Origin of the sequence: Xanthomonas sp. 3498, assembly GCF_014199795.1 — a bacterium.
Lineage (GTDB): Bacteria > Pseudomonadota > Gammaproteobacteria > Xanthomonadales > Xanthomonadaceae > Xanthomonas_A > Xanthomonas_A rydalmerensis.
Genome location: NZ_JACHOH010000005.1, coordinates 100328 through 125439, shown reverse-complemented (window position 1 = coordinate 125439; position 25112 = coordinate 100328). Strand labels below are relative to the sequence as shown.

At 68.6% G+C, this 25112-nt stretch carries 19 protein-coding genes; 8 read left to right on the top strand and 11 right to left on the bottom strand.

Translation table 11 applies throughout. The annotated features are described in order from the left end of the window. Nucleotides 1-169: 169 nt before the first annotated feature. A complete protein-coding gene (gene rep, locus GGR66_RS15240; protein ID WP_160967138.1) occupies nucleotides 170-2146 on the bottom strand; it encodes a DNA helicase Rep in 1977 nt (658 codons plus the stop codon). Nucleotides 2147-2278: 132 nt separating this feature from the next. Here rep and GGR66_RS15235 point away from each other — a divergent pair, with 132 nt between their 5' ends. Continuing rightward, complete coding sequence (locus tag GGR66_RS15235; protein WP_184448845.1) at nucleotides 2279-2899, top strand: thymidine kinase; 621 nt, start codon at nucleotides 2279-2281, stop codon at nucleotides 2897-2899. Nucleotides 2900-3063: 164 nt separating this feature from the next. Continuing rightward, nucleotides 3064-3825, top strand: a complete 762-nt coding sequence (locus GGR66_RS15230) for a sel1 repeat family protein (protein ID WP_160967142.1) — start codon at nucleotides 3064-3066, stop codon at nucleotides 3823-3825. Nucleotides 3826-4053: 228 nt separating this feature from the next. Here the strand turns inward: GGR66_RS15230 and GGR66_RS15225 are convergent, their stop codons facing one another. The 4 genes from GGR66_RS15225 to GGR66_RS15210 form a co-directional block, all read right to left on the bottom strand. Continuing rightward, nucleotides 4054-5658 carry a glucan biosynthesis protein D gene (locus tag GGR66_RS15225; protein ID WP_184448844.1) on the bottom strand — a complete coding sequence of 535 codons (1605 nt, stop codon included), beginning with the start codon at nucleotides 5656-5658 and terminating at the stop codon, nucleotides 4054-4056. A 366-nt stretch (nucleotides 5659-6024) separates the two neighbouring features. Continuing rightward, nucleotides 6025-6837: a bifunctional DNA-formamidopyrimidine glycosylase/DNA-(apurinic or apyrimidinic site) lyase gene (gene mutM, locus GGR66_RS15220; protein ID WP_184448843.1), complete on the bottom strand. Its 813-nt coding sequence runs from the start codon at nucleotides 6835-6837 to the stop codon at nucleotides 6025-6027. Nucleotides 6838-6975: 138 nt separating this feature from the next. After that, nucleotides 6976-7383 carry an EF-hand domain-containing protein gene (locus GGR66_RS15215; protein WP_184448842.1) on the bottom strand — a complete coding sequence of 136 codons (408 nt, stop codon included), beginning with the start codon at nucleotides 7381-7383 and terminating at the stop codon, nucleotides 6976-6978. Next, nucleotides 7380-8576, bottom strand: coding sequence for a fatty acid desaturase (locus GGR66_RS15210; RefSeq protein ID WP_184448841.1), 1197 nt, complete (start codon nucleotides 8574-8576; stop codon nucleotides 7380-7382). The genes GGR66_RS15215 and GGR66_RS15210 overlap by 4 nt, the downstream gene beginning before the upstream one ends. Before the next feature lie 135 nt (nucleotides 8577-8711). Between GGR66_RS15210 and GGR66_RS15205 the strand changes: the two genes are divergently transcribed. Continuing rightward, on the top strand, nucleotides 8712-9554 hold the full coding sequence (locus tag GGR66_RS15205; RefSeq protein ID WP_184448840.1) for an ATP-binding cassette domain-containing protein: 843 nt from the start codon (nucleotides 8712-8714) through the stop codon (nucleotides 9552-9554). Between the two features lie 239 nt (nucleotides 9555-9793). On the opposite strand, the gene GGR66_RS15200 is transcribed toward GGR66_RS15205, so the two are convergent. Continuing rightward, nucleotides 9794-10246, bottom strand: coding sequence for a helix-turn-helix domain-containing protein (locus GGR66_RS15200; protein ID WP_184448839.1), 453 nt, complete (start codon nucleotides 10244-10246; stop codon nucleotides 9794-9796). A gap of 134 nt (nucleotides 10247-10380) precedes the next feature. On the opposite strand from GGR66_RS15200, the gene GGR66_RS15195 reads away from it, so the two are divergent. After that, complete coding sequence (locus GGR66_RS15195; protein WP_184448838.1) at nucleotides 10381-11286, top strand: NAD(P)H-binding protein; 906 nt, start codon at nucleotides 10381-10383, stop codon at nucleotides 11284-11286. A 33-nt stretch (nucleotides 11287-11319) separates the two neighbouring features. Here GGR66_RS15195 and mnmE read toward each other — a convergent pair whose 3' ends face one another. The 5 genes from mnmE to rpmH form a co-directional block, all read right to left on the bottom strand. Next, nucleotides 11320-12663 carry a tRNA uridine-5-carboxymethylaminomethyl(34) synthesis GTPase MnmE gene (gene mnmE / locus GGR66_RS15190; RefSeq protein WP_184448837.1) on the bottom strand — a complete coding sequence of 448 codons (1344 nt, stop codon included), beginning with the start codon at nucleotides 12661-12663 and terminating at the stop codon, nucleotides 11320-11322. Between the two features lie 31 nt (nucleotides 12664-12694). Next, a complete protein-coding gene (locus tag GGR66_RS15185) occupies nucleotides 12695-15436 on the bottom strand; it encodes a tetratricopeptide repeat protein (protein ID WP_184448836.1) in 2742 nt (913 codons plus the stop codon). Between the two features lie 100 nt (nucleotides 15437-15536). Then, nucleotides 15537-17282: a membrane protein insertase YidC gene (gene yidC, locus GGR66_RS15180; protein WP_184448835.1), complete on the bottom strand. Its 1746-nt coding sequence runs from the start codon at nucleotides 17280-17282 to the stop codon at nucleotides 15537-15539. Nucleotides 17283-17300: 18 nt separating this feature from the next. Further along, nucleotides 17301-17738, bottom strand: coding sequence for a ribonuclease P protein component (gene rnpA / locus GGR66_RS15175; protein ID WP_184448834.1), 438 nt, complete (start codon nucleotides 17736-17738; stop codon nucleotides 17301-17303). 38 nt (nucleotides 17739-17776) lie between these two features. After that, complete coding sequence (gene rpmH, locus GGR66_RS15170; protein WP_003469983.1) at nucleotides 17777-17917, bottom strand: 50S ribosomal protein L34; 141 nt, start codon at nucleotides 17915-17917, stop codon at nucleotides 17777-17779. 261 nt (nucleotides 17918-18178) lie between these two features. Here rpmH and dnaA point away from each other — a divergent pair, with 261 nt between their 5' ends. The 4 genes from dnaA to gyrB all read left to right on the top strand — a co-directional run bounded on the left by dnaA (nucleotide 18179) and on the right by gyrB (nucleotide 25045). Further along, nucleotides 18179-19519 (top strand): chromosomal replication initiator protein DnaA, encoded by a 1341-nt coding sequence (gene dnaA, locus GGR66_RS15165; protein ID WP_184448833.1) that lies wholly within the window; start codon nucleotides 18179-18181, stop codon nucleotides 19517-19519. A 277-nt stretch (nucleotides 19520-19796) separates the two neighbouring features. Next, the gene (dnaN, locus tag GGR66_RS15160; RefSeq protein WP_184448832.1) at nucleotides 19797-20897 is read left to right on the top strand and encodes a DNA polymerase III subunit beta; all 1101 of its coding nucleotides are present in this window, start codon (nucleotides 19797-19799) and stop codon (nucleotides 20895-20897) included. A 471-nt stretch (nucleotides 20898-21368) separates the two neighbouring features. Further along, nucleotides 21369-22469, top strand: coding sequence for a DNA replication/repair protein RecF (gene recF / locus GGR66_RS15155; protein ID WP_184448831.1), 1101 nt, complete (start codon nucleotides 21369-21371; stop codon nucleotides 22467-22469). A gap of 113 nt (nucleotides 22470-22582) precedes the next feature. Further along, nucleotides 22583-25045: a DNA topoisomerase (ATP-hydrolyzing) subunit B gene (gene gyrB / locus GGR66_RS15150; RefSeq protein ID WP_160967169.1), complete on the top strand. Its 2463-nt coding sequence runs from the start codon at nucleotides 22583-22585 to the stop codon at nucleotides 25043-25045. Nucleotides 25046-25112: the final 67 nt, after the last annotated feature.

Below are 25112 nucleotides of genomic sequence, written 5' to 3'. Positions count from 1 at the left end.
GAGTGCACGAGGCTTCGCCCGTACCCTCATCCGCCCCTTCGGAGCACCTTCTCCCGAGGGGAGAAGGAAAAGCCGACTAGCTCCTCTGCGTGATCCCGAGGGGAGAAGGGAGCGGCGCGACGCGCCCCGCCGTTACGAATCCCCAATCCCGATTCCCCAATCCCGGCGTCTAATCAAACAACGCCTGGATCGCCGCCAACCCCGCATTGGCGCGCTCCTTCTTGCGCGCCGCATCGGCCACCGGGTCGGCGCCGTCGCGCTGCATTTCCTCGGCCGGGATCTCGTCGAAAAAGCGGCTGGGCTTGAGCCGGATGTGCTCGCCGAACTTGCGGGTGAGCTTGCTGTAGCTCATCCACAGCTGCTCCTTGGCGCGGGTGATGCCCACGTACAGCAGGCGCCGCTCTTCCTGCAGGTTGCCCTCTTCCAGGCTGACCTCGTGCGGCAGCACCCCGTCCTCGCAGCCGACGATGAACACGTAGCGGAACTCCAGGCCCTTGGACGCGTGCATGGTCATCATCCGCACCTGGTTGCCGCCGTCGTCCTTGTCGTTGCGCGACAGCAGCGCCAGCTGCGCGGCCAGGTCGCCGACGGTGGCGCCGCGCGGGCCGCCCTCGAACCACTTGGCCAGTTCCTCCAGGTTGCCGCGGCGGCGCTGGAAACTCGCTTCGTCCTTGCACTGATGGCGCAGTTCGCGGATCAGCCCGGATTGCTCGGCGAGCTGACGCACCACGTCGGCCGAGGACAGCGTGGTCGAGGCCGCGCGCAATTCGTGCAGGATGTCGACGAAGTCGCTCAGGCCGTTGGCCGCGCGCGGCGGCAACTGCTGCAGCGCGCCCACCGACTCGGCCGCGCGCGACATCGGCAGGTGCTTGGCCGAGGCCAGCTCGGCCAGCTTGGCCAGCGAAGTCGCGCCGACCTCGCGCTTGGGCGCCTGCACTGCACGCAGGAACGCCGCGTCGTCGTCGGGATTGACCAACAGGCGCAGCCAGGACAGCACGTCCTTGACCTCCTGCCGCTCCAGGAACGCGGTGCCGCCGGTGATGTGGTACGGCACGCCGGCGATCTGCAACGCCTTTTCCAGCGGCCGCGACTGGAAATTGCCGCGGAACAGGATGCAGAAGTCGCTCCACGGCACCTGCTTGGCGGTGCCCAGGTAGGCGATCTCGGCGGCCACCTTCTCCGCTTCGTGCTCGCTGTCGCGGCACTCCCACACGCGGATGCGCTCGCCGTCGGCCTGGTCGCTCCACAGCGTCTTCAGGTGCTCGTGCGGGTTGTGCGCGATCAACGCATTGGCCGCGCGCAGCACGCGGTTTGAGCAGCGGTAGTTCTGCTCCAGCTTGATGATCTGCAGGGCCGGATAGTCGCGGCCCATCTGCATCAGGTTTTCCGGGTTGGCCCCGCGCCAGGCGTAGATGCTCTGGTCGTCGTCGCCCACGCAGGTGAAGTTGCCGCGCGGGCCGGCCAGCATCTTCAGCAGCCGGTACTGCGCGTCGTTGGTGTCCTGGCTTTCGTCCACCAGCAGGTAGCCGATGCGTTCGCGCCAGGCCATCACGATGTCCTCGTTCTCCTCCAGCACCTGCACCGGCAGGCGGATCAGGTCGTCAAAGTCCACCGCGTTGAAGGTGCTCAACCGCGCCTGGTAGCGCTCGTACAGGCTGGCCGCTTCCTGCTCGCGGTTGCTGCGCGCCGCCGCCATTGCCTGCTCCGGCGACAGCCCGGCGTTCTTGGCGCGCGAGATCAGGTTCTTGGCGTCCTCGATGGCATCGGGCTTGGCCCCCGGCATCAGGTCCTTGATCTGCGCGGCGGCATCGTCGGCGTCGAAGATCGAGAAGCCGCGCTTCAACCCCACCGCGGCGTGTTCGATCTGCAGGAACTTCAGCCCCAGGGCGTGGAAGGTGCAGATGGTCAGGCCGTCGGCGGCCTCGCTGCGGATGCGCTTGGCCACGCGTTCGCGCATTTCCTTGGCCGACTTGTTGGTGAAGGTGATGGCGGCGATCCGCTTGGCCGGATAGCGGCCGCTGGCGATCAGGTGCGCGATCTTTTCCACGATCACGCGGGTCTTGCCGCTGCCGGCGCCGGCCAGCACCAGCAACGGACCCTCGCAATGCAGGACCGCGGCGCGTTGGGGAGGATTGAGACCGTGCATGAAGACTTCCCTTGGCCGCGCATTGTAACGGGCGCCGGCCGGCGCCGACGCCTCACCGCCGCGCCGGCGCTGAACCGGTTCGCGATCCGCCTGGCGGCCGGGGTGCGCGGCCGCCGCGCTAGAATCGGCGGCATGGCGAAACTGTACTTCTACTATTCGGCGATGAACGCCGGCAAGACCACCACGCTGCTGCAGTCGGCGCACAACTACCGCGAACGCGGCATGCGCACGGCGATCCTGACGCCGCGGCTGGACCACCGCGCCGGCAGCGGCGTGGTCGCCTCGCGCATCGGCCTGCGCGCCGACGGCATGGGCTTCGGCGCCGAGACCGATCTGCTGGCCATCATCGAAGCCGACATCGCCAGCCACGGCCCGCTGCATTGCGTGCTGGTGGACGAGGCGCAGTTCCTCAGCCGCGCGCAGGTCTGGCAGCTCAGCGAAGTGGTCGACCGGCTGCGCATCCCGGTGCTGTGCTACGGCCTGCGCACCGATTTCCGCGGCGAGCTGTTCGAGGGCAGCCAGTACCTGCTGGCCTGGGCCGACGAACTGCAGGAGATCAAGACCATTTGCCACACCGGCAGCAAGGCGACGATGACCGTGCGCGTGGACGAGAACGGCCATGCGGTGCAGGACGGCCCGCAGGTGGAGATCGGCGGCAACGAGCGCTACGTGTCGGTCAGCCGCCCCGAGTTCAAGAAGATCATGCGCGGCGAAGGCCGCATCGATCCGCTGCAGATCGCCCTGCCGCTGTAACCCGGATGCAACGCTCGATGCACCGCGCTGGTGCGTCGGGTCTGGCCGCGATGAACCGCCGCTGACGCTTGCCGCGCAGGCTCCTGTGCCTATGCCATCAGTCTATGGAGCGCGCCCGGCGGCATGCCTAGAATCGCGCCGATCGCACTCATGGGATGAGGAATATGCTTTCGTTGAAAGGATTTTTTGCCGGCAGCGGCACCGCATTGGCCTGCGCTTTGCTGCTCGCCCTGCCCGGCCAGGCCGCAGCGGCCCCGGGCGACCACACCTTCCAGGACATCCCGGCGCAGGTGCTGACCGACGGCTTCCTCGAGGCGCACTTGGATCTGTTCTATCGTCGCGCCGGCATCCGCGCCGACAAGAAGGGCGACTACGCCGAGGCCAGGAAGCAGTACCAGTTGGCCGCGCGCTACGCCGACAAGCCGTCGCAGGCACGGCTGGGCGAGATGTACTGGGAAGGCCAGGGCGGCGCCGCCGACCACACGATGGGCTTCCTGTGGATGGCGCTGGCCGCCGAGCGCGGCTACGACCAGTTCGGCGCGCGCAAGATGGAGTACTGGAATCAGCTGACCCCGGACGAGCGCAAGCGCGCGGCCAAGCTCGACAAGTCGATGCTGGCCGAGTACGGCGACCAGGTCGCCAAGCCGCGCCAGGAAGCGGTGCTGCGGCGCGAAGCGATGCGCAGCACCGGCGGCCTGCTCGGCCACTCCGGCGCGGCCGGCCCGCTGTCGATCAACGGCCCGCGCGGCGGCAGCATCGATCCGGAAGTGTTCTACGCCAAGCAGTTCTGGGAACCGAGCGCGTACTGGAAGCTGCAGGACCAGGTGTGGGACGGCCGCACACCGGGCCGGGTCGACATCGGCGATGTCGAGGACATCAGCACGCAAGGCGCGCCGCCGCCGCCGCAGGAACCGGCCAAGCACTGAGTGCGAGGCGGACAGCGTCGGGACCGAGGTCCCTCCCACAGGACGCGTTCGATGTATCGCCCTGCTTTGCAGGCGCGGCTGCGCGTTTCTCTCGACCGAGTGCAATCCCCCTTGTGGGAGGGACTTCAGTCCCGACGAGCGAAGCGCGACGACATCGCATCGCCGCGCCTCCCGGGATGAACGTCCACGCGCCGATGCCAAGCATCGGCACCGCGTACGCGCGCCTCCTCAGTACAACTTGCGCTCGGCCACCGGCGGCGGCGTCCACTGATACAGCCAGGTCTCGGTCAGCGGGCGCTCGCCGCTGCGCAGGTACAGGCGAATGTCGATCTGCTCGCTGCCGTCGTCCGGCGGCACCACGTCGAACATCGCGCGGTAGCCGGCAATCTCATGCAGCGGCCGGGCCGAGACGATTTCGGTGCGACCACGGTTGAGCTGCAGCACCACCTCGACCTTGGCGTCCTTCTCCTTGCCCAGCTTGGCCAGTTCGCCACCGGCGAAATCCACCGCGAAGCGCCAGGAGAAGTAGTGGCGCTTCTGCCCGACCACGCCGCCCAGGCCGGTGCGGGTGGCCACGCAATGCGCCAGCGGCGAGGACGCCGGCGGCTGCGCGCCCCAGTACAGGCGGTAGCCGAACAGCAGCTCCTGGCCCGGTTGCGGCTTGTCCTGCGGATTCCAGAACGCGACGATGTTGTCGAAGGTCTCGTCGACGGTGGGGATCTCCACCAGTTGCACCGAACCCTTGCCCCAACCCTGCTTCGGCTCCACCCACAGGCACGGGCGCTTCTCGTAGAACACGCCGTCGTCCTGGTAGTGATCGAAGTTGCGGTCGCGCTGCAGCAGGCCGAAACCGCGCGGGTTGTCGTCAACGAACATGTTGAAGCGCAGGTGCGGCGGATTGCACAGCGGCCGCCAGATCCACTCGCCGCCGCCGGTCCACATCGCCAGGCCATCGGTGTCGTGGATCTCCGGGCGCCAGTCCCAATCCATGCGGCGGTCGTTCTCGCCGACCTGGTACATGCTGGTGCACGGACCCAGGCCCAGGCGCTCGATGGTCTTGCGCGGATACAGCGCGCTGTCGATGTCCATCAGCAGCACGTCGCCGTTGGTGATGGCGAAGCGGTAGGCGCCGGCGACGCTGGGCGAATCCAGCAGCGCGTACACCACCACCGTGTCCGACCCGGCCTGGGGCTGCTCGAGCCAGTAGGCGATGAAATCCGGAAATTCCTCCGGGCCGCCGGTACCGGTATCGATCGCCAGCCCGCGCGCCGACTGCCCGTACTGGCCCTCCTTGCCCACCGCGCGGAAGTAGCTGGCGCCGAGGAACGCGGCGAAGTCGCGCTCGGTGTCCTGCTTGGTGTTGAGGCGGAAACCGGCGAAGCCCAGTTCCTTGGGCAGGTGCGCGCCCTTCAGCCCGCTGCTGCCGTAGTCGAACGCCGCGCTGTCGTAGGCCAGTTCCTGCGCCTGCCCGTCGACCAGGTCGAACATGTGCACCGGCGTCTTGAAGTACAGCCCCAGGTGGAAGAACTTGGCCTGGAACTTCGGGCCTTGGTCGGCCGCCCACAGCGCGTGGTCCTGGCGGTAGCGGATCGACTGGTACTGGTCCCAGGTCAACGCCTCCACCGGCGCCGGCAGCACCCGCTTGTGGCTCTGGTATGGCGCATCGGCCATGGCCCGCGCGTGGCCCTTGAGCCAGGCGTAGTCGAACGGCTGCGGCTTGCCCAGGCGGCGCAGGCCCACCGCAGGAGCGGCCTGGCCGAGCATCGGCATCCCCGGCAAGCCCATGGCGGCGAAGGCGGCGGCGGCGTTCTTGAGGAAATCGCGTCGTTGCATGGCCGGACCGAAACGAAAGAGGATGCCCATGATAGACAAGCGGCGCCGAAGGCGGCGGTGATGGGCTCACCGGATGCATCCCAGGCGCCGCCGCTCCGGCGGCGGCGCACTGCTGCTGGCGACATCGCTTTCCCACCCAACCGCATCGGCGGCGGCGACGCGGGGAGCGGGCAAGGCGTTTAGAGGAGCGTCTACTAACGCGAGAAAGCCACTGATAGAAGCGCTTGAGCCGACGCGTTAACGCGAATGTATGTCGCGGCCGAAGTCGCCCTCACGGTCGCGACGGCATGGCTCGCTGCGCCGCCACAAAACCGCGTTGTTGGAGGTGCCCCGCAGGCGCCGAACCGCCTGTGTCAGGCTCATCGCTCAGCGCTGGCAGTGGCCGCACCAGACACTGGCGCGCTGACCGATGCTGGCATGGCGCAGCGTGCGCCCGCAGCGCTTGCAGGCCTCGCCCTCGCGGCCGTAGACCGACAGTTCCTGCTCGAAGTAGCCCGGCGCCCCGTCCGGGCTGATGAAATCGCGCAGGGTCGTGCCGCCGCGCTGGATCGCATAGCCCAGGATCGCCTTGGCGGCCTCGGCAAGACGCGCGTAGCGGGCACGCGAGACCTCGCCGGCTTCGCGCAGCGGACTGATGCCGGCCTGGAACAGACTCTCGGCGGCGTAGATGTTGCCCACCCCGACCACGATGCGCTGATCCATCAGGAAGGTCTTCACCGGCGCGGTGCGGCCGCGGCTGAGCCGGAACAAATGATCGCCGTCGAACGCATCCGACAGCGGCTCCGGCCCCAGCTCGGCGAGCAAGGGATGGGTTTCGCCCGGCGCCTGCCACAGCAGGCAACCGAACCGGCGCGGATCGTTGAAGCGCAGCACGCGGCCGTCTTCCAGGCTGATGTCGACATGGTCGTGCGCCCGCGGCAGCGTGTCGCCGGGCAGCACGCGCAGGCTGCCGGACATGCCCAGATGCAGCAATGCACTGCCGACCGCAGTGTCCAGCAGCAAGTACTTCGCGCGCCGGCGGATGCCGTCGATACGCTGCCCCGGCAATTGCTCGGCCACTTCCCGCGGAATCGGCCAGCGCAGATCCGGCCGCCGCAGGATCACCCCATGGATGCGCCGCCCCGACAGATGCGGCTCCAGGCCGCGCCGGGTGGTTTCGACTTCGGGGAGTTCGGGCATGGGTTCGTCGAATGTCGCAGGTAGATGGACAAGCTTAGCGGGCGCGAGGTGCGCTTCTGCTGAAGCTGGGGATTGTTGAGCAGACACTCCGCGCGCTGCGCGACGGAACGCACAGCGCGTGTGGCGACACGGCCGTGCTCACTGCGGCGGCGCCGCCAGCTCCCGCGCGCTGAGGTAGCCATCGCCGTTGGTGTCCTGCTTGCGGAAGCGGGCGGTCAGGGTGGCGATGTGTTGTGCGCGGGTGATCGGTGGGCCGCGGCCGCCGGGCAGTTCGGCGGGGCTGAGCACGCCGTCGTGGTCGAGGTCGCGCGCGTCGAAGGCGTAGCTCATCCAGACCAGGTATTCGTCCAGGCTGACGCGGCCGTCGCCGTCGCGGTCCATGCGCTGCAGGTAGCTGGCGGTACTGTCGATGGCCTGCGCCTCGGCGTTGGCGACGCTGCCGGCGAAGAGGACGCAGGCGATGCCCAGCGTCAGCCCGGCCCTCAACGACGAACGCCGCGCGAGGCGGCGTTCGTGCAACGGGGTGCGCGGTACGCCGCGGCTCATGCCAGGGCGTAGCCCTTCAGTCGCGCCGCGTACGCCTGCAGCGCGGCGATGCCGCTGGCTTCGGCATCGTGGCACCACGCCTGCAGGTGCTTGAGGCGTTCACTGGCGTCGTGGCTACGCGCTTCCAGCAGGGCCGCCAGGCGCGCACGGTGCTCGACCAGCGTGCGCATGCGCGGGCGCTGCGCCACCCAGTGCTGCAGTTGTTCGCGGGCGTCGGGCTTGAGCCAGCGGCCGTCGTCGACCAGGCCCTTGCGCAGGCGCCGCGGCAGCAGCTTGCGCAACTTGGCGCCGGCCTGCGCGGCTTCTTCCTTCAGCGCGGGGGTGAACACGTTGCGCTGGTAATCGGTCATCGCCTGGAAGCGGTGCGACAGCAGCGCGCGCAGGGTGTCGGCGTCCGGCACGGCGATGTTCGGGCGCACGTCCAGGGTCGGCGCCACGCGCAGGATCTTGGCCAGGCGCAAGGCGGCCAGTGCGCGGATCGCGATCCAGCCGATGTCCAGTTCCCAGCGACGCATCGAGAAGCGCGCCGAGCTCGGGAAGGCATGGTGGTTGTTGTGCAGCTCTTCGCCGCCGATCCACAGCGCCCACGGGGTCAGATTGGTCGAGGTGTCGGCGGACTCGAAGTTGCGGTAGCCCCACCAGTGGGCCAGGCCGTTGATCACGCCAGCGGCCCAGAACGGAATCCAGGCCATCTGCAGCGCCCACAGCGCGATGCCGGGCAGGCCGAACAGCGCGAAGTTGAACGCGAACAGCGCCACCGGCCCCAGGTTGGCGTACGGGGTGTAAAGGTGGCGCTCGATCCAGTCGTCCGGCGCGCCCTTGCCGTACTGCTCGATGTCGCCGCGCTGGGTGCGCGCTTCGCGGTACAGCTCCACGCCGCGCCAGAACACGCGGGCGATGCCCTTGGTCTGCGGGCTGTGCGGGTCTTCCTCGGTCTCGACCTTGGCGTGGTGCTTGCGATGGATCGCCACCCACTCCTTGGTGATCATCGAGGTGGTGAACCAGGTCCAGAAGCGGAAGAAATGCGACAGCAGCGGATGGAAATCCACACCGCGATGCGCCTGGCTGCGGTGCAGGTACAAGGTCACCGCGAAGATGGTGAGCTGGGTGAACAGCAGCAGCACGGCGAGCATGCCCCACCAGCCGACGCCGAGCAGGCCGTTGCCAAGGAAGTCGAGGATCGCGTCGAACATTGCCAGAAGCTCCAGAGCGTAAGACGGCGTGAGGGGATGACGACATGATGGGGGTTGTGCGGGCAAACTTCACCCGGCGCTCGCGTATGGTATTCAGCCGCCAAGCGCTTCCGATCACAGAACGGTGTCGGTTCCATGTCAGCCGCCTCTTCCCAAGCAACCCCCATGCCAGCGGCCGCGCCGTTGATCGAACTGGAGCGCGCCAGCGTGATCCGCGGCCAGGTTCGCGTGCTGCACGCGCTGAGCCTGCGCATCGCGCTCGGCCAACACACCGCCATCCTCGGCCCGAACGGCTGCGGCAAATCCTCGTTCATCAAACTGATCACCCGCGAGCTGTATCCGCTGGCGCGCGCCGGCGAGGAACCGGCGGTGCGGGTGCTCGGCCAGAGCCGCTGGCAGGTGGATCGGCTGCGCAGCCAGTTGGGCATCGTCAGCGGCGACCTCAGCGTCAATCTCGCCGACATGCCGGGGTTGGACGTAGAAAGTGCGGTGCTGTCCGGATTCTTCGCCAGCTATGTGGTGCCGCCGCACCGTGAGGTGACCGACGCGATGCGGGCACGGGCGCGCGAGGCGCTGCAGGCCTCGCACGCGCTGCCGCTGTTGCGACGCGCCTACGCCGAGCTGTCGGCCGGCGAGACCCGACGCGTGATGATCGCGCGCGCCCTGGTCAACCGGCCGCAGGCACTGCTGCTGGACGAACCCAGCACCGGCCTGGATCTGATCGCACGCGAGCACCTGCTGGCGACGATGCGCGACCTCGCCCGCCAAGGCATCACCCTGGTGCTGGTCACCCACCACATCGAGGAGATCGTGCCGGAGATCGCGCGGGTGATCCTGCTGCGCGAGGGTCAGGTGTACGCCGACGGCACGCGCGAGGAACTGCTGGCCGATGCGCCGCTGTCGGCGGTGTTCGGCGGACCGGTGCGGGTGCAGCGCGATGGCGACAGCTATAGCGCGCGGGTGGTTGCGGAGGGCTGATCCGCGCAAGCCCACGAACCCTCGGGGCCGCGGGCTTGCGGTCTGCGCAATGTCGCAGGTGATGCGGGAATGTCTGTAGGAGCGGCTTCAGCCGCGACGGGCATTCCCGGTAACGCCTGTCGCGGCTGAAGCCGCTCCTGCAGATGGCCTTTCGTCGTTGGTTAGAGCCGCCCCGAAGCCGCTTCCACACGCGGGACGTCCACCGTCATCGGGAGTTCCGGTAACCGTGCCGAATGCGCTCAGGCAAACGCCGCGCTCGATCCTCGCGCCGGTGCGTTTGCTTCGAACGCGGCGCGCGCGCCGCGGATCTGCGCATGGTGATCGGCGGCCCAACGCACCAGCGGCGCCAGCACCACGCTCAGCGACTGCCCTAGCGGGGTAAGCCGATACTCCACCCCAGGCGGCACCGTCGGCAGCACCTCGCGAGCGACCAGCCCTTCGCGCTGCAGGTCGCGCAGGGTCTGAGTGAGCATGCGCTGGGAGATGTCCGGCACCGCGCGGCGCAGTTCGCCGAAGCGGTGCGGGCGTTCGGCCAGCAGCATCACGAACAGGGTGCTCCACTTGTCGCCGATCTGCGCCAGCACGTCGCGCACCGGGCACTGGTCGATGGCCATGCCGGCGCGCTGGTGGTCCTGCAGTTGCTGGCTCATCAATCCGTCGACGGCGGCGACCGACGGCAAGACGCGATCCATGGTGGTTACCTCGAGGTAATCAGGGGCGGAAAAAGTGCCGTCTTTACAGCCCGGCCAAGGTCTCTAGGATAGACCAGGTTCCTTTTCCAGACCATGGCGTCCTGCGACGCCTCCCTTTCTTCAGGAGACCTGTCATGTCCGTATCTTCCGATTCCCTGCTCGTCACCGGCGCTGGCGGCCAGTTCGGCCAGCGCGTGCTCACGCACCTGCTCGACACCCTCCAAGTGGCGCCGTCGCGGGTCGTGGCGATGACCCGCCAGCCCGACCGCCTGGCCGCCTGGGCCGCGCGCGGCGTGGACGTGCGCCACGGCGATTTCGACGACGCCACCTCGCTCGACACCGCGTTCCGTGGCGCCGGCCGCGTGTTGTTGATCAGCACCGACGCGCTCGACCGCCCCGGCCACCGCCTGCAGCAGCACCAGGCCGCGATCGCCGCCGCCGAACGCGCCGGCGTCGGCCACCTGGTCTACACGTCGTGCCCGGAACCGCGCGACTCGCCGCTGCTGCTGGCTGCCGATCACGCCGGCACCGAGGACAGCCTGGCCGCCAGCGCCCTGCCCGCCTGGACCGTGCTGCGCAACCACTGGTACTTCGAAAACCTGTTCATGAGCCTGCCGCCGGTGCTGGCCTCGGGCCACTGGTACAGCGCGGCCGGCGACGGCGGCATCGCCCACATCGCCCGCGACGACCTGGCCCGCGCCGCCGCGGTCGCCCTGGCCAGCGGCGACGGCAAGCGCACGCTCACCCTCAGTGGTGCGCGCGCCTACACCACCGCCGACATCGCCGCGCTGGTCGCGCAGGTGCTGGACGTGCAGATCCAGGTGGTGCCGGTACCGGTCGAGGGCCTGGTGCAGGGCATGGTCGGCGCCGGCCTGCCCGAGCCGGTCGCACGCATCTATGCCTCGTTCGACACCAACACCGCCGCCGGCCGCGTCGCTACCGTCACCGGCGACTACCAGGCGCTGACCGGGCAGGCGCCGCTGCCGTTCGAACAGTGGCTGCAGGACCAGCGCGCGCAGTTGACGGCGTTGAAGCCGTAAGCGAATTCGGCGGCGCGCGCACGCAGGTGCGTGCTACTTGCCGATGCAGAAGCTGGAGAAGATCCGCCCGAGCAGGTCGTCGGCGCTGAGCGTGCCGACGATCTCGCCGAGCGCGGCATGGGCCAGGCGCAGTTCCTCGGCGGCCAGTTCCAGGCGTTCGTGCTGCAGTTCGGCCGTCGCCGCATCGGCATGAGTCGCGGCACGCTGCAGCGCATCGACGTGGCGGGCGCGCGCGGAGAACTCGCCGTCGCTGCCCTCGCCGGCCGCGGCGCCGGCGATCGCACGCAGCTGCGCATGCAGTTGCTCCAGGCCGCTCCCGGTCGCGGCGGAGACATAGACGCGCTCGGCGCTGGCCACGGGCACGGTGGCGAGCAGGTCGCTCTTGTTGTGGATCCACAGGCGCTGCGGCACGTCGGCGATGGCGTCGGCGATCGCCGCATGGCCGGCCTCGGCCTCGCGCGCATCGAGCACGATCAGCGCCAGGTCGGCGCGCTGCAGTTCCTGGCGCGCGCGCCGCATGCCCTCGCGCTCGATCGCATCGCCACCCTCGCGCAGGCCGGCGGTGTCGACCAGGGTCAGTTCCACGCCGTCCAGGCGCACGGTCTCGTGCAAGGTGTCGCGGGTCGTGCCAGCGATGTCGGTGACGATGGCGCGATCGCTGCCGGCCAGCGCGTTGAGCAGGGAACTCTTGCCTGCGTTCGGCGGGCCGACCAGCACCGCATGCAGGCCATCGCGCAGGCGCCGCCCGCGTTCGGCGTCGGCACGCAGTTGCGCCAGGTCCGCGCGCGCCTGCGCCAGGCCGGCGCGGACCTGCTCGCCGCCCAGCGTGTCCAGCGCCTCGTCGGCGAAATCGATCGCCGCCTCGATGTGGATACGCAGGCGGATCAGCTGTTCGGCCAGCTCGTCGACGCGACGCGAGAACACCCCGTCCAGCGAGCGTCGTGCCGCGCGTGCGGCGCGCAGGTCGCCGGCGGCGATCAGGTCGGCGATCGCCTCGGCCTGGGCCAGGTCGAGCTTGCGGTTGAGGAAGGCGCGCTCGCTGAACTCGCCTGGGCGCGCTGGCCGCGCGCCGAGTTCGCAGCAGCGCGCCACCAGGTGCCGAAGCAGCACCGGGCTGCCGTGCGCCTGCAGTTCCAGCACGTCCTCGCCGGTGAAGCTGCGCGGCGCCGGAAACCACAGCGCGATGCCGTCGTCCACGATCTCGCCGTGCGCGTCGCGAAAGCGCGCGTAGCGCGCGCTGCGTGGCATCAAGGGGCCCAGGCCCAGTCCATCGGCGATGGCCGCGGCCGCCGGACCGGACACGCGGACCACGCCGACACCGCCCGCACCAGGAGCGGTGGCGATGGCGGCGATGGTGTCGATGGCGGAAGACGGCATGGCGGAGGCAGCAGGTCGATAGCGCGGTGGATTACAGCGTCTGCAATTGCCCGCGCACGTAAGCCGCCGACGCGCCGTTGGGTTGCAGTTCCAGGTAGGTCTCGAAGGCGCGCTTGGCCTTGGCCGCATCGCCCAACTGGCGGTAGGCGTCGCCCAGGTTGACGTAGGCCACCGCGCGCGAGGGATCGATCTTCAGCGTGTTCTCCAGCCAGCGCACGGCCTGCGCGAACTTGCCCTGGCGATAGTAGATGAAGCCGAGATTGTTGGCCGCCAGCGCGAAGTCCGGGCGCAGCTTCAGCGCCTCGGTGAACTGCGCTTCGGCCTCGTCGTAGCGCTTCTCCTTGTACAGCTGCAGGCCGCGGTCGTTGGCGCGCAGCGCACGCTGCCGATCGGACACTGGACCGGCCGCCACCGGCACCGCCAGCGGCCGTTCGCCGCCCTGCAGGTCCTTGACCACCACTGCCGGCTTGGACGGAGCGGCCGGCGCGGCGGCGCTGCTGGTGCTGGCGTTCGGCGTCGCGGTCGACGCCGGCGCGGCCGCATCGACGCGATCGTTCATCGCGATCGCGGCCGAGGACAGTTGCTGCGTGCTGGCGGTGAGGAACTCTTCGCCCTCCGGCACCTGCAGCACGAACTCGCCGCCCTGCGAACCGGGCAGGCTGCCGAACGCAGGCGTCTGCTGCGAGATGCTCGACACCGCCGGCGCCACGTACGCGGCCAGTTCGGTGCCGGTGATCAGGCCATCGCCGTTGAGGTCGGCCTTGCCCGACAGCGCCTGCAGCAGCACCCAGGTGAACACCGAGTGGCCGTTGGGGCCGCTGTCGGCGACCTGCTGGTCGGCGCCGCCGGCGGTGAGCATCTGCCGGGCGATGCGCCGCGCGTTTTCGCGCAGGTAGGCGCTGGTGCCACCGCCGCGGGTCAGGCCCAGGCCGCTGTAGCACGCGTCCATCACGAACAGCACGTGCTTGGCTTCCAGGCTCTCGGCGATGTCCTGGATCTCGGTCATCGGAATCGCGTCGGTGGCGAACTGCGCCGGATCCGAGTCGGCGGGCACGATGTAGCCGAGGTCGCGTCCGGAGGCCAGCTTGCGCGTTGCGCCATGGCCGGCGAAGAACACGAACACGCGGTCGTTCTTGCCGACGCCGCCATGCGCCAGGCGGTCATGGAAGGCGGCCAGGATGTTGTTGCGGGTGGCCTCCTGGTTCTTCAGCACGATCACCTGCGACGACGGGAAACCGAAGCTGCCGGTCAGCGTCTGCGCGATGGCCTGCGCGTCGTTGGCCGCGTACTGCAGCTTGGGCCAGTGCGCGTAGTCGTCGATGCCGATCACGATGGCCCAGGACTTGTCGTAGCCGCTGGTCACCGCCGGTGCGGCGGCGTTGCTGGCCGCGCGCGCCACGCTGAAGTCGCGCCCGTTCCAGGCGGCGAACTGGTAGCCGTCGGCGCTGAGCCGGTCCAGGATCTGCGGCAGCGCCTTGACCGTGCGTTCGTGGATGTCGTGGAACAGCAGGATGCCGCGCTGCTCGCGGCCGACCTGCTCGAGCACGCGCTGCACGATCGACTCCGGCACCGGGTCGGCCCAGTCCAGCGAATCCACATTCCACATCACCGACTTCAGGCCGGCCTCGCCGAGGATCTGCATGCCCTCGGCGTTGCGCGCGCCGTAGGGGAAGCGGAACAGCGGCGCACGCTTGGCGTCGACCGCGCGCAGCATGCGGTCGGTGTCGAGGATCTGGCTGCGCAGCGCGGCCCCGGTTTCCTTGGACAGTTGCGCGTGGGTCAGGCTGTGGTTGCCGACGGTGTAGCCCTGCTCCATCAGGCTGCGGCTGACGCTGGCCAGCGGCGACAGATCGACCTTGCCGTCCGCTTCGAGCTTGCCCAGGTTGCGGCCAACCTCGAAGAACGTGGCCGGCACGTCGTAGCGCTTGAGGATGGCCACGATCTCGTCGGTGTACTCGCGATGCGGGCCGTCGTCGAAACTCAGCACCACGGTCTTGGGCGGCAGGTCGCGGCCGAACACCTCGCGGTCGCTGTCCTTCATCGACATCGGGTACGGGGTGATCACGCCGTAGTCGCGCAGGATCGCCTCGCGCGTGTACAGCGTGCCGAGGTGGGCGACGTAGTCCTCCCACTTCTCGCGCTTCTGCACGATCGCGCGGGTGCGGTCGAAGCGGCTGAAGATCGCGGTGATCTCGCGGTTGTAGGTGCGCTCGATCTCGTCGAGCGCTTCCAGGTCCTCGCCGATGCGCTGGTGCAGCTTGATCGCCGGCAGCGAGGAGTCCTTGCCGATGCGCAGCTGCCAGTCGGCGAGGACCTCGCGGAACGCCAGGCGGTCGGCGTCGTACAGGTCCGGCGCCGATTCGACGTAGTCCAGCAAGCTGCCGACCGCGGCGAAGCGCTGCGGGTCCGGCAGCGCCAGCAGCGCATCGAACTGCTTGGCCAGCGCCTCGCGGCGCTCCAGGCCCTCGTGGAACAGCTGCTGGCCGACGCCGCTGGAGGTTTGCCGGTCGGCCGGCGACTGCTTGGCCTCGTCGGCCAGCAACACGATGATCTTGCGCTGCGCCGCCAGCTGCGCCTGCAGGCCCTGCAGCAGCGCCGTCGCCTGGGACTGCAACGCCGGCGAGCCGGGGATGGCGATCGTCGGGGCGGGCGCCGCGGGCTTGGCGGCAGTGGCCTCGCTGCTCGCAGGCTGGCGCTGGCAGGCGGCCAGGGCCAACGCGAGCAGGCCGATCACGGCCAAGGACGGCGACAACGGACGACGGCGCTTGCGCATGACCACGGACTCGCGAGCAAGGCGATGCGGAAAACGCATGCAGCCGGCGCCTTCCCCGGCCGCATGCGCAACGCCCGCCGGAGGGCGGGCGTTGTCGTGTCTACTTCTTCGTCTTGACCGGTGGCTTGCCGCCACCGCCACCGCCACCGCCACCACCGCCGGCGGTCGCCGGTTCGCCGTGGCGCTTGGTCATCCACCACTGCTGCAGCAGACCCAGCGAACCGTTGGTGACCCAGTACAGCACCAGACCCGACGGCACGAAGGCCATCATCACGCCGAACACCAGCGGCATGAACTGCATCATCTTGGCCTGCACCGGATCCATGCCCGGCGACGGTGTCAGCTTCTGCGTCAGCCACATCACCGCCACGTTGATCACCGGCAGGATGAAGTACGGATCGCGCGCGGTCAGGTCCTGGATCCAGGCGAACCACGGCGCCTGACGCAGTTCCACCGACTCCACCAGCACCCAGTACAGCGCGAAGAAGATCGGCATCTGGATCAGCACCGGCAGGCAGCCGCCCATCGGGTTGATCTTCTCCTTCTTGTACAGCTCCATCATCGCCGTCTGGAACTTCTGCTTGTCGTCGCCGTAGCGCTCCTTGAGCTGCTGGATGCGCGGCTGGAACTTGCGCATCTTGGCCATGCTCTTGTACTGCGCGGCCGACAGCGGATACAGCATCAGCTTCAGCAGCACCACCAGACCGACGATCGACCAGCCCCAGTTGCCGAGCAGGTTGTGCAGGTGGCTGAGGATCCAGAACAGACCCTGGCCGAGCAGCGCCATCAGCGAGAAGCGGCTGTAGTCGACCACGCGGTCGAGGCCGCGCACGTTCTCCTTGGCGATCTGGCTGACCAGCTTCGGGCCGACCCACAGCCGCGCCTCGGTGCTGGCGGTGGCGCCCGGCGCCACGGTGAAGCCTGGGCCGCGCGCTTCGATCACATGCCGCGGGCCGTCGTTGGACAGCACGTACAGCGCCTGCTGGTCGGCCTGCGGAATCCAGCCGGTGAAGAAGTGGTGCTGCAGCAGGGCGATCCAGCCGCCGGAGATGGTCTGGTTGAGCGGGCCGTCTTCCAGGTAGTCCTTGAACGCACGACGCTGGTAGCCATCAGCCGGGCTGAACCAGGTGGCGCCGTTGAAGCTGAAGGAATCCGGGTTGGTCATGCCGCGGCTGACGATGGTCGGCACCCGGCTCAGCTTGCGGAACACGTAGCCCTGCCACGGCTTGCTGCCGTGGTTGACGACCTCGTCGCGCACCTGCACGGCGTAGTGGCCGCGCTGCAGGGTGTAGATGCGACGGATGCTGACGCCGTCCGGGCCGTTCCACACGAACGGCACCTGCAGGCTGTCCTGGCCCTTGGCCAGCACGTAGTCCTTGCCCGGCTGCTCGGGGCGGAAACCGCCCGGGCCCGGCGACGGCGAATTGCGCTCGCCGACCCAGCCGCTGGTGGCGGTGTACGGATGCGCCGCATCTTCGGTCAGCAGCTGCACCGGCGGGCTGCCGGGCTGCTTGGTCTGCGGGAACAGCAGCAGGTCGGCGTCGAACACGCTGCGGCCGTCCAGGGTCAGGCGCAGCACGTCGGTGGTGACGGTGACCCGCGGCGCGGCGCTGGCGGCGGCGGTCTCGGGCGTGGTGCTGGCCGGCGCGGTGCCGGGCACCGTGGCCTGCGGAACGGCCGGCGCATGCGTGGCGCCGGCGTCGGCGTCCTGCGCCGGCGGCACCGTGGTCGCCGCCGCGACCGTCGCCGCGTTGGCGTTCGGCGCGTGTTCCTTGTTCCATTCCATCCACAACAGCGCCGCGACCATCAGCCAGGCGAAAATCAGGAAAAGGCGGGTCTGGTTCATCGGACAGGCAAGCTCGGCTCAGCCAGAAGCAGGTTCTGACGTGGATGTGGGGGAAGAAGGACGATCGGGCGGCGGCATTGTGCCGTCCGCGGACGGGGCCGGCAATGCGCCGGCGCGACGCAGCAGGCGCAGATAGGCCTGGCGCAGTTGATCGCCGCTGGCCTGGGCGGCGGCGCTGCGCGCCACTACCACGTAATCGCCGGGCGCCAGCCACGGCAGCAGCTGCCGCGTGGCCTCGCGCAGCACGCGCTTGATGCGATTGCGCACGACTGCACGCTTGTCGACCTTGCGCGACACCGCCAGGCCCAGCCGCGCCGGGTGCGGCGAACTGCGCCAGTGCAGGCTCATCAGCGGCTCGGAACAGCGGCGCGCGGCATCGAACACGACGCGGTATTCCGCAGACGTGCGAACCCGCGCAGAGCGAGGAAATCGCCTACGCGGGTCGGGATGATTCACGGTCCGGATTGCAGGCGCCGCCTGGGGCGGCGAAGCAATCAAGCGCTCAGGCGCTTGCGGCCCTTGGCGCGGCGACGGGCCAGGATCTTGCGGCCGTCGGCGGTGGCCATACGGGCACGGAAGCCGTGGTCGCGCTTGCGCTTGAGGTTGCTGGGCTGGAAGGTGCGCTTGGTGGCCATCGGGGCGCTCTGATCTGAATGGGGCGGAAAGAACCGGAAATTCTATAGGACCACTCACGCCGCGGTCAACTCCCTGTATTGCCCACGGCAGAGGACGGCAGCACCCGGCCTGTGGATGGATCTGTGAATAGCCGTGGGAAAACCATTCCCGACCCTGCGCGCCGGTGGTAGTCTGATCCATCCGCTTTCCTCTCCCACCGGCCGAATGCGCCGCGCCCGAGCGCGCCCTTCATGCCCGGTCTATCGACGAATTTAGATCTGATGGATGCTTGGCCCCGTTGCCTGGAACGTCTGGAAGCCGAATTTCCAGCCGAGGACGTTCACACTTGGTTGAAACCGCTGCAAGCCGAACAGCGCCATGACAACAGCATGGTGCTGTACGCCCCGAACGCCTTCATCGTCGAGCAGGTGCGCGAGCGCTACTTGCCGCGCATCCGCGAGCTGTTGACCTATTTCGCCGGCAGCGGCGAGGTGCTGTTGCAGGTCGGTTCGCGCCCGCGCGCGCCGGAACCGGCTGCCGCACCGCCCAGCGAGAGCGCGGCCGCACGCACGCCGACGCCGCCGTTGCTGGAGCCGTTCGCCGGCAACCTCGATTCGCACTACACCTTCGCCAACTTCGTCGAAGGGCGCAGCAACCAGCTCGGCCTGGCCGCTGCGGTGCAGGCCGCGCAGAAGCCGGGCGACCGCGCGCACAACCCGCTGCTGCTGTACGGCGGCACCGGCCTGGGCAAAACCCACCTGATGTTCGCCGCCGGCAACGCCATGCGCGAGCAGAATCCGAATGCGCGGGTGATGTACCTGCGCTCGGAACAGTTCTTCAGCGCGATGATCCGCGCGCTGCAGGACAAGACCATGGACCAGTTCAAGCGCCAGTTCCAGCAGGTGGACGCGCTGCTGATCGACGACATCCAGTTCTTCGCCGGCAAGGACCGCACCCAGGAAGAGTTCTTCCACACCTTCAACGCGTTGTTCGATGGCCGCCAGCAGATCATCCTGACATGCGACCGCTATCCGCGCGAGGTCGAAGGGCTGGAGCCGCGGCTGAAGTCGCGCCTGGCCTGGGGCCTGTCGGTGGCGATCGATCCGCCCGATTTCGAGACCCGTGCGGCGATCGTGCTGGCCAAGGCGCGCGAGCGCGGCGCGGAGATCCCCGACGACGTGGCGTTCCTGATCGCCAAGAAGATGCGCTCGAACGTGCGCGATCTGGAAGGCGCGCTCAACACGCTGGCGGCGCGCGCCAATTTCACTGGCCGCGCGATCACCACCGAGTTCGCCCAGGAGACCCTGCGCGACCTGCTGCGCGCGCAGCAGCAGGCGATCGGCATCCCCAACATCCAGAAGACCGTGGCCGACTACTACGGCCTGCAGATCAAGGATCTGCTGTCCAAGCGGCGCACGCGCTCGCTGGCGCGGCCGCGGCAGGTGGCGATGGCGCTGACCAAGGAACTGACCGAACACAGCCTGCCGGAGATCGGCGACGCGTTCGCCGGGCGCGACCACACCACCGTGCTGCACGCCTGCCGGCAGATCAAGCACCTGATGGAGACCGACGGCAAGCTGCGCGAGGATTGGGACAAGCTGATCCGCAAGCTCAGCGAGTGAGCCCAAGCGGGACTACCGGGGGGCCGCTTGATAAATCGGTGCATGACTTCGCGACAAATCCGGGAGAAACTGTGGATAAAGCGCGACGCGGCGGCGACGGCAAAACTATCCACAGGTTTCCCCACCAGTTCCGGGGCAGTAGTACACGGGATTGAGGGCGTGAAAAATCTTTTGTATTCAGTGGTTTGAGCTACATTTGCACCGAATTTCGCTCTACCATCACCACCAAGCTTTTGATTTATTCCACATCTTTTAAAGCATAGGGGCACGGAACCACATGCGTTTCACACTGCAGCGCGAAGCCTTCCTCAAGCCATTGGCGCAAGTCGTCAATGTGGTCGAACGCCGCCAGACCTTGCCGGTTCTGGCCAACTTCCTGGTGCAGGTGCACGGCGGGCAGCTGTCGCTGACCGGTACCGATCTGGAAGTGGAAATGGTCTCGCGCATTGCGGTCGACGATGCCCAGGACGGCGAAACCACGATTCCGGCGCGCAAGCTGTTCGAGATCGTCCGGGCGCTCCCCGACGGCAGCAAGGTCACCGTGTCCCAATCCGGCGACAAGATCACCGTGCAGGCCGGGCGTAGCCGCTTCACCCTGGCCACGTTGCCTGCCAACGACTTCCCGTCGGTCGACGAAGTGGAAGCCACCGAGCGGGTGGTGGTGCCGGAAGCGGCGTTGAAGGAACTGATCGAGCGCACCGCGTTCGCGATGGCGCAGCAGGACGTGCGCTACTACCTCAACGGCCTGCTGTTCGACCTGCACAACCAGACCCTGCGCTGTGTGGCCACCGATGGCCATCGCCTGGCGCTGTGCGAGACCGAACTGGAGAACGCCGGCGGCGCCAAGCGCCAGATCATCGTGCCACGCAAGGGCGTGACCGAACTGCAGCGTCTACTGGAAGGCGGCGAGCGCGAAGTCGAACTGGAAGTCGGCCGCGCGCACGTACGGGTCAAGCGCGACGATGTCACCTTCACCTCCAAGCTGATCGACGGCCGCTTCCCCGATTACGAAGCGGTGATCCCGATCGGTGCCGACCGCGAGGTCAAGCTGGATCGCGAGATCCTGCGCGCGGCGCTGCAGCGTGCGGCGATCCTGTCCAACGAGAAGTACCGCGGCGTGCGCGTGGAAGTGTCGCCGGGCCAGCTGAAGATCAGCGCGCATAACCCGGAACAGGAAGAAGCGCAGGAAGAAGTCGAAGCCGACACCAAGGTCAGCGACCTGGCGATCGGCTTCAATGTGAACTACCTGCTCGATGCCCTGTCCGCGCTGCGCGAGGAGTTCGTGGTGATCCAGCTGCGCGACGCCAACTCGTCCGCGCTGGTGCGCGAAGCCAGCAGTGCCCGCTCGCGTCACGTGGTGATGCCGCTGCGTCTCTGACGTTTCGCTTCGTGTTCCACGTGGAACACGCGCGGAAAGCGACCCGGCCTTGTGCCGGGTTTTCTTTTTCTGTGGACGGATGGGTCCAAGCGCCGAGGTCACACATCGACGCAACCTGACGCGCGGCCCCCTAACCGTGGCGGCACGTACGGAGGCGCTGCTACGCCTAGCTGCGCGAGCTTAGGACCAACTGCGCCGACATGGGAGATACGCTCCTTTGTCGGTCCGCCGGCAAACAGAGCGAATAGCGACATTTTCGCCTGCTCCAATTGCGCCCTGCTCGATCTCCCTTCCGCGGCTCGGCCGACAAGCCTCCGGCGCCAGCCCGAAGCATTCCGTCCATCGCACTGCGACCTGGTGCCCGGCGCACCGACTGCACAACGCCAGCCAGCCGTTTTGGGTATGCTGCCGCCCTCCCCCTGATCCCGATCTGCGTGCGCCCGGCGCGAGCGCTTTCGCCTCCATTCCCGCATGCACGTCTCCCGCCTCGACTTTCACCATCTGCGCAGGTTCGCGACGCTCGAGCTGGCGCCTGCGCCCGGGCTGAACCTGATCACCGGCGACAACGGCGCCGGCAAGACCACGGTTCTCGAGGCGATGCACCTGATGGCCTATGGGCGGAGCTTCCGCGGCCGGGTGCGCGACGGACTGGTCAGCCAAGGCCAGGAAGCGCTGGACGTCTTCGTCGAATGGCAGGAGCAGTCGGGCGAGGCCGGTGCGACACGTCGGCGCCGCGCCGGACTGCGTCACAGCGGTCAGGAGTGGCGCGGCCGCCTCGACGGCCAGGACATCGCCCACCTCGGCACGTTGTGCGCAGCGCTGGCGGTGGTCACCTTCGAGCCGGGCAGCCATCTGCTGGTCAGCGGGGGGGGCGAGCCGCGGCGCCGCTTCGTCGATTGGGGCTTGTTCCACGTGGAACCTGACTTCCTGCCGCTGTGGCGGCGCTACGCGCGAGCGCTCAAGCAGCGCAATGCCCTGCTCAAGAGCGGCGGCAGCGGCGCGGCGCTCGATGCCTGGGACCACGAGCTGGCCGAGTCGGGCGAGCCGCTGACCTCGCGCCGCCAGGACTACCTGGACCGGCTGCTGCAGCGCCTGCTCGCCCTGGCCCCCGAGCTGGCGCCGACGCTGAAAATCGCACACCTGCAGTTCGCGCCCGGCTGGCGCCGCCAAGACGTCTCGCTTGCCGATGCCCTGCTGCTCAACCGCGAGCGCGACCGGCAGCTCGGCTACACCTCGGCCGGCCCGCACCGCGCCGACTGGAGCCTGAGCTTCGCCGAGATCCCCGGCCGCGACGCCCTCTCCCGCGGCCAGGCCAAGCTCACCGCCCTGGCCTGCCTGCTGGCGCAAGCCGAGGACTATGCCGAGCAACGTGGCGAATGGCCGGTGATCGCCCTGGACGATCTGGCCTCGGAACTGGACCGGCACCATCAGGGGCGTGTGCTGGAGCGTCTGCGGGCCGGACCCGCCCAGGTCTTCGTCACCGCCACCGAAACCCCGCAGGCGCTGGCCGGTGCCGGCCTGCCGATTGCGCGGTTCCACGTGGAACATGGACAAATCCTGGTTCCCTCCTAGGCCGCCACGGGGGGCAGCCGCCCGGGCTGCTATAATTTCCACCAATCCCCTATCCAGCGGCGCGAACCGGCCCCGGCCTGTCTTCGCCGCCTCGTGGAGCCTACGGCACCCGCATGACCGACGAACAGAACACCCCGCCCAGCAACGGCAACTACGACGCCAACAGCATCACCGCCCTGGAAGGCCTGGAGGCGGTCCGCAAGCGGCCCGGCATGTACATCGGCGACGTCCATGACGGCACCGGTCTGCATCACATGGTGTTCGAGGTCGTCGACAACTCGATCGACGAAGCCCTGGCCGGGCATGCCGACCATGTCGCGGTGACCATCCACGCCGACGGTTCGGTGTCGGTGTCCGACAATGGCCGCGGCATCCCGGTCGGCAAGCACGCGCAGATGAGCGCCAAGCTCGGGCGCGAGGTCTCCGCCGCCGAGGTGGTGATGACCGTCCTGCACGCCGGCGGCAAGTTCGACGACAACAGCTACAAGGTGTCCGGCGGCCTGCACGGCGTGGGCGTCAGCGTGGTCAATGCGCTGTCGGAGAAGCTGCTGCTGGACGTGTTCCAGGGTGGCTTCCACTACCAGCAGGAATTCAGCAACGGCGCGGCCGTGGCCCCGCTGGCGAAACTGGGCGAAACCAGCAAGCGCGGCACCACCGTGCGCTTCTGGCCCTCGGTGGTGGCCTTCCACAACAACGTGGAGTACCACTACGACATCCTGGCCCGGCGCCTGCGCGAGCTGTCCTTCCTCAATTCCGGGGTCAAGATCGTGCTCGCCGACGAGCGTGGCGAGGGCCGCCGCGACGATTTCCACTACGAGGGCGGCATCCGCAGTTTTGTTGAGCACCTGGCGCAGCTGAAGACCCCGCTGCACCCGAACGTGATCTCGGTCACCGGCGAGCACAACGGCATCACCGTGGACGTGGCGCTGCAGTGGACCGACTCCTACCAGGAGACGATGTACTGCTTCACCAACAACATCCCGCAGAAGGACGGCGGTACCCACCTGGCCGGCTTCCGCGGCGCGCTGACCCGCGTGCTCAACACCTACATCGAGCAGAACGGCATCGCCAAGCAGGCCAAGATCAACCTGACCGGCGACGACATGCGCGAAGGCATGATCGCGGTGCTGTCGGTGAAGGTGCCGGATCCGAGCTTCTCCAGCCAGACCAAGGAAAAGCTGGTCAGCTCCGACGTGCGCCCGGCGGTGGAAAACGCCTTCGGTGCGCGCCTGGAGGAGTTCCTGCAGGAGAACCCCAACGAAGCCAAGGCCATCGCCGGCAAGATCGTCGATGCCGCCCGCGCCCGCGAGGCCGCGCGCAAGGCAAGAGACCTCACCCGTCGCAAGGGCGCGCTGGACATCGCCGGCCTGCCGGGCAAGCTGGCCGACTGCCAGGAAAAGGACCCGGCGCTGTCGGAGCTGTTCATCGTCGAGGGCGACTCGGCGGGCGGCTCGGCCAAGCAGGGCCGCAACCGCAAGAACCAGGCGGTGCTGCCGCTGCGCGGCAAGATCCTCAACGTCGAGCGCGCGCGCTTCGACCGCATGCTGTCCTCCGACCAGGTCGGCACGCTGATCACCGCGCTGGGCACCGGCATCGGCCGCGACGAGTACAACCCGGACAAGCTGCGCTACCACCGCATCATCATCATGACCGACGCCGACGTCGACGGCGCGCACATCCGCACCCTGCTGCTGACCTTCTTCTACCGGCAGATGCCGGAGCTGATCGAGCGCGGCTACGTCTACATCGGCCTGCCGCCGCTGTACCGGCTCAAGCAGGGCAAGCAGGAGCTGTACCTGAAGGACGACAACGCGCTCAACGCCTACCTGGCCAGCAGTGCGGTCGAAGGCGCGGCGCTGGTCCCGGCCAACAACGAGCCGCCGATCACCGGTGCGGCGCTGGAGAAGTTGCTGCTGCTGTTCGCCAGCGCCAACGAAGCGGTGGCGCGCAATGCGCACCGCTACGACCCGGCGCTGCTGACCGCGCTGATCGACCTGCCGCCGCTGGACGTGGCCCAGCTCGAGGCCGAGGGCGAGGCGCATCCGAGCCTGGACGCGCTGCAGGCGGTGCTCAACCGCGGCAGCCTGGGCTCGGCGCGCTACGCGCTGCACTTCGAACGCGGCAACGAGCAGAAGCCGGCGATGTTGAAGGTGATCCGTCGCCACATGGGCGAAGAACTCACCAGCTGGGTGCCGATGGCCGCCTTCGAGAGCGGCGAACTGCGGGCTCTGCGCGAGGTCGCGCTGGCCCTGCATGGGCTGGTGCGCGAGGGCGCGCAGATCGTGCGCGGCAACAAGGCCCAGGCCATCAGCAGCTTCGCCCAGGCGCATGCCTGGCTGTTCGAAGAAGCCAAGAAGGGCCGCCAGATCCAGCGCTTCAAGGGCCTGGGCGAAATGAACGCCGAGCAGCTGTGGGAGACCACGGTGAACCCCGACACGCGCCGCCTGCTGCAGGTGCGCATCGAGGACGCGGTCGCCGCCGACCAGATCTTCAGCACCTTGATGGGCGATGTGGTCGAACCGCGCCGCGACTTCATCGAGGAAAACGCGCTGAAGGTCGCCAACCTCGACATCTGACCGCGGCGGTTCCCGCCCCTGGCCTGCGCCGGGGCGGGCGTCCCGTTGTGCCTTCCGCCCGCTTCCG